Source organism: Nitrosophilus sp. (assembly GCF_982775275.1).
Genome location: NZ_CEXZHP010000103.1, coordinates 1 through 5,392, shown reverse-complemented (window position 1 = coordinate 5,392; position 5,392 = coordinate 1). Strand labels below are relative to the sequence as shown.

Below are 5,392 nucleotides of genomic sequence, written 5' to 3'. Positions count from 1 at the left end.
GAGTTTGGACAAGCTCATAGACCTTGGATAGACTGGGAAGAGCATCATGGATGGTTTTATAGAAGTATCGCCAAAACATTTGTTGAAGAGCATGAAGGTGCTCATTTAACAAATTCAGCCGATTTAGGATTTAACCTAAAAACAAAAACAGAATATTTCAGCTCTGAAATGGGACTATTTAACGGTGAAGGTTACCATGACACAACTGCAAATATCAATACCAACCTATCTTTTGAATGGAGATTAACAGCTCATTTATTAGGAACTGGTAAAGAAAAAGTTCATATGAGCGATGAGTATGCTGATATCTCTTTCTTAGGACAAATAAATCCAAACTATAAAAATGATAATGATCCAACTACAGATGATAAAGATCTTAAGTGGTATGGAATACATGCAGTTTATAACAATCCAATGTTCTTAATCGCTGGTATGTATATAACTTCAGACAACCAAGATGGTGAATACGAAGGAGAGGGCTGGAGCGTAAACGGAGAATTTAGACCTGTTGATAGATGGTCGATCTTAGCAAGATACGACAAATGGAAAGTAAAAGAGCAAAACAACCAATATTCAAAAAAAGAGTGGATAGCCGCAGTAGCCTATAAATATAATAAAAATGTAAAATTCATAGCAAATACGTTCGTAATCGATCCAAACGACAAAGAAAGTGACGACAAAGAGAGTAGATATATGTTTACTACCGAGGTAAAATGGTAAATAAAAGGGCTAAAAAGCCCCTTTATTTTATTCTGTCTTTAAAAAAGCCTAAAATATCTTCTTTTGAAACATTTTTGTTTTGAGAACCGTAATAACTTCTTTTTGTTACAAGCTTTTCCAATTTTTCAAAATCGCTTTTCCAAAGTCCCGTTTTTTCTCTTTTTGCGTAATTCATAGCTACCTTTAGTCTATGGTGAAACATTCCTAAAAGATAGGGATCGTTTGCGTCTAAAAGAGCATATCCGTTCTTAACCATTAGATAATTTAGCTCCTTTTTATCTACGCTAACCCAAATATAATCCAAACTTGAGTCGTTATCTATCTTTATAAACTCGATTTTTTTACCAACCGGGATGCTCTCTTGCAAAAAATCCATCGCTTTTTTTCTAAGTCTTTCTCTCTCTTTAAAAGAGATTTTTCTATTTTTTTGGTTAATCTTTATAAACTGCGCAATACCCGCAAGCTGAGCTCTTTTTGTGATACCTTTTTGCTCTATTAAAATCATATTCTCACTTAAGATCTCTTTTACGATAGCTTCTCTTGCAAAAAGAGACAAAGATAAGATAAAGGTTATAAAAATGATCTTTTTCATCGCCGCTCCTTTTTTTAAATTGTAGCAGCAAAAAGTTAATTTTCCGTTAAGATTTTTATATATTTTAAAGAAGTTATGTCAAAATAGATATTTTCAACCTTAAAACAGCCCATGGCGATCTCTTTTGAATCATTTTTGGCAATTTTTTTTAATTTATAATCTTTTGGATAGATTTTAAAAGATGTTGAAAGGGAATATATATCTTTTTTAAACTCTTTTGCCGCTAATGCGATAGGATAGGTTCCTACTTTATGTATAAGCCCAAAATCCCCTATCCCGTCCGCTCCGATTAAAACCAAATCCACATCTTTAACCAAAAATGGAGCCGCCGCATCTAAAATTAGGGTGCATTTGATGCCCTCTTCGCAAAGTTTTTGTGCAAGCACAACCCCTTCATTTTTAGGTCTTGACTCGGTGCAATATACTTCAAACTCAAAACCTTGCTTTTTCGCTTCTATAAAAGCCTTATAAACTAAAGAGCTAAAAGAGTGGGTTAAAACTTTTTTGTTTTTTATAAGTTTAGAGGCCTTTTTTATGACTTTATCGTTTGCCCTCTCAAAATCTTCCAACCACTTTTTAGATAAGATTTTTATATCGTTTTTTAAATTTTTTTCTATAAAAATAGCGAAATTATAGATAGAAGCCATATGGGGCTGTGCCTCTTTTAAAAGTTTTATAGCTTTTTTTAAATCTTGAATATTTTTAATATTTTCTACGATTTTTACAGCTTTTTTGGTTAAATAAACAGCTCCGTGAATATTATCTTTTTTTATTTTTTCTATCTCTTTTTCAAAACTCATATCTCTACTTTAAAACAGGCTCCAAAATAGCTTTTATTATCGATTTTAAAAGTTTTGTTTGAAACGGTTAAAAGTCCGTTAAAATGTCTCTCAATTATCTGTTTGCTCATATAAAGCCCCATTCCGGTGCCTTGGGATTGATGCTTGGTAGTAAAGTAAGGATCAAAAATCTTAACAACATTTTTTTCCTCCACCCCTTTGCCGCTATCGCATATCTGGATAATTTTTTTATCATTTATTACATCTATTGATATTTTCACCACTTTATCTTTAACATCTCTTTCGATCAAAATATCTTTTGCGTTATTTAAAATATTTAAAAAAACCTGGGCAAGTTCGTTGGGGAAACCTTTTATCTTTATACTTTCATATTTGGGATTAAAGAAGATTTTTATTTGATTATTTTTATATGAAGCCTCAACCAAAGATATGGATCTTTTTATAACAGATATAAGATCAAACTCCTCTTTGACTTTATTTTGTTTAAAAAAGTTTCTAAAATCATCTATCGTTTGTGATAAATAATCGGTGTAATTTATAATTTTTTCTATATCTTTATCCAACTCTTCTATCTTTAAAAGCCCGGCCTTCTTTTTCATTTTTATACCGCTGGCAACTATTTTTATGGAGTTTAGAGGTTGGCGCCACTGATGGGCGATATTGCCTATCATCTCTCCAAGAGCGGCTATTCTTGATTGCTGCAATAAAATTTTATCTTTCTCCTTTTCCTGCGTAATATCCTCAATATTGGCTACGATTATCTTTTTTTTGTTCAAATCGGTAAAACCAAAAGATATTCTTATCGGAAAAATCTCTCCGTTTTTTCTCTTTCCCTCAAGCTCTAGAGGTTTTAGATTTTTTAATCTGTTGTTCTTTATAAATTTTTCAAAACCTTCAATATTTTTTTTATAATATTTTTTAGGAATAATTTTATATAAAGAATCCTCGTTAATCATCTCTTGGGATGAATATCCAAAGATTTCGTCGGCCTTTTTATTAAAAATATTTACCACTCTTTTTTCGTCAACGGCTATTATCCCAACGGGACTTGATTTTATAATCATATCTTTAAAATTTTTCTCGTTTATTAGATTGTCAAGAGTCTCTTTTATCTTTTTAATAGCCGGTCTAAATATAAAAAGAGCCTCCATTAAAAGGGTAAACAGCGTTAAAAATAAAATTAATTGCTCTCTTTTGACAAGCTCGTTTGTTTTTTTCTCGCTCTCTTTTTGAAACTCGTTTACAACTTTGTCAAGATCTTTTAAAAGAGGCTGAGAATGATTTAAAATGTAAGCTAAACTTTTTCCGCTGGTAGTTAAAACAAAATTTTTAGCCTCTTTTATATATTTTTTAACTCTTTTATCAAGATATATGGGACTTTCAAAGAAAATTTTTCTAACGCTTGGCGGAAGATTTTCCAAAGAGGTTAAAAACTTATGAGATTTCTCCATCAATTCCACTTTTTCTTTTAGCGCGTTCATCTTATAATTAATAGCAAAAAGAGCGATCTGTTGAGAGAACATTCTCTGTCTTCCACTTACGTTTATGATTTTTGCGTAAATTGATTGTTTTTTTAAAAGATTTGTAAGATTTAAATAAGCAAGTATGGATAAAACCGCTATTAAAGAAAGAGCGACTTTATATCTGAAAGAGAGATCTTTAATATTTGAACCCATAAATTTATTCCATTAGATTTTTTGGTTCGCTAAAATAGTATCCTTGAAATTTTTCAACACCGATATTTTTTAGTCTACTGTAAATCTCCTCACAATAGACATATTCGGCAATGGTTTTTATTCCAAGTTTTTTAGCAAATTCCACAATAGTTTCTACAATATAAAAAGCCTCTTTTTTGTTAATTATCTCTTTAATAAGCGACCCGTCTATTTTAATAAAATCGGGCTGCATTCTTAATAGATAACTAAAATTTGAATATCCGCTTCCAAAATCGTCTATTGCAATTTTTGATCCCAAATTTTTAAATTTTTTTATAATATTTAAAATATTGTCAAAATCTTTAATCGTTTCATTTTCGGTTATTTCAAATATGATATTTTTTCCAATACCGGCATCTTTTAAGATTTTATAAATTCTATTTACACTATTTTCATTTTCAAAATCGTTATACGAAAGATTGATACTTATTTTTTTATTTGAATTTTTTGAAAAATTTACAGCCTTTTCTATTAATATAAGAGATATGTTATTATAAAGTTTTGCATTTTTGGCAACCTGTAAAAAGAGATTTGGCGTTAAAAACTCATCACCTTTTTTTATTCTAATTAAAGCCTCATAATAAACAATATTCTTATTAATATCTACAATCGGCTGAAAAAAAGGAGTAATACCATCTTCGTTAATAGCTTCCTTTACCGCTTTTATTATTTCAATAAAGTTTTTACACTCCTTTTGTAGCTCTTCATCTTCTCTAAAGATATAATATTTTGCCCCTTTTTGGTAAGCCTTGTTAAAAGCCATATCAGCTTTTTCTAAAGGATTGTTTTTTCCGTAACCTACACCCATAGTTATATCAAGAGATATTTTTAAATCTTTTGATATGGGAAATTGCACTTGGGATACTATTTTTAAAATCTTTTCCAATATCTCCTTACATTTATCGTATTCAAACCTGACATCCCTTAAGATAACAAACTCGTCTGAACTGGTCCTATAAACTTTTCCATCAATCTTAATAGAAATTTTTTCTAAAACTTTTGCAAACTCTTTTAAAACAGTATCCCCTTTTTCGTTTCCGTAAAGATCGTTAATTGTTCTAAAAGAATCGATATCTATTAATATTATGATGGGATCTTTTATGTCTTTCAAATCTTTTAATAAGGAGTTTCTATTAGGAAGCGAGGTCAAAGGATCAAAATAGGCAAGCTTTTTTAGCTCTTTTGTCTTTTTCTCTATCTCTTTTTTTAAATCTTTATTTATATTTTTTAATCTCTCTCTCTTAACTCTTTTGCTTCTATTATGCTATAAGCGTTTTTAATAGTCTCCAAAAGCTCTTCTATATCGATAGGTTTTAATATATATCCTTGAACTCTTTGCTTAATAGCTTTTAAAATAAACTGATTTTCGCTAAAAGCGGTCATATAAATTATTGGGATCTCTTTATCGATTTCTCTAATTTTATCAACCATCTCGATACCGTCAGTATTTGGCATCATAATATCTGAAACTATGATATTTATATCATCATATTTTTTAAAATACTCAAAACCCTTTTCTCCGTCTTTTGCGAGATATATTTTTCTAAAAATAGGAGATAAAAGGT

The 5,392-nt window shown here is 30.0% G+C and carries 5 protein-coding genes and 1 pseudogene; 1 reads left to right on the top strand and 5 read right to left on the bottom strand.

Annotated features, from left to right (window positions below):
• A pseudogene (locus tag AC30RD_RS05910) lies at nt 1-720 on the top strand (hypothetical protein); the annotation flags it as partial.
• 22 nt (nt 721-742) lie between these two features.
• On the opposite strand, the gene AC30RD_RS05905 reads toward AC30RD_RS05910, so the two are convergent.
• From AC30RD_RS05905 to AC30RD_RS05885, 5 genes are all read right to left on the bottom strand, one after another.
• Nucleotides 743-1,312: a thermonuclease family protein gene (locus AC30RD_RS05905; protein ID WP_489493418.1), complete on the bottom strand. Its 570-nt coding sequence runs from the start codon at nt 1,310-1,312 to the stop codon at nt 743-745.
• Nucleotides 1,313-1,347: 35 nt separating this feature from the next.
• Nucleotides 1,348-2,112, bottom strand: coding sequence for an eIF2B alpha/beta/delta subunit family protein (locus AC30RD_RS05900; protein ID WP_489493416.1), 765 nt, complete (start codon nt 2,110-2,112; stop codon nt 1,348-1,350).
• Complete coding sequence (locus AC30RD_RS05895) at nt 2,109-3,788, bottom strand: ATP-binding protein (RefSeq protein ID WP_489493415.1); 1,680 nt, start codon at nt 3,786-3,788, stop codon at nt 2,109-2,111. Before AC30RD_RS05895 ends, AC30RD_RS05900 begins: the two co-directional genes overlap by 4 nt.
• A gap of 4 nt (nt 3,789-3,792) precedes the next feature.
• Nucleotides 3,793-5,025, bottom strand: coding sequence for an EAL domain-containing protein (locus AC30RD_RS05890; RefSeq protein ID WP_489493419.1), 1,233 nt, complete (start codon nt 5,023-5,025; stop codon nt 3,793-3,795).
• A 29-nt stretch (nt 5,026-5,054) separates the two neighbouring features.
• The coding region (locus AC30RD_RS05885) for a response regulator (protein WP_489493414.1) at nt 5,055-5,392 on the bottom strand (338 nt) is incomplete at its 5' end.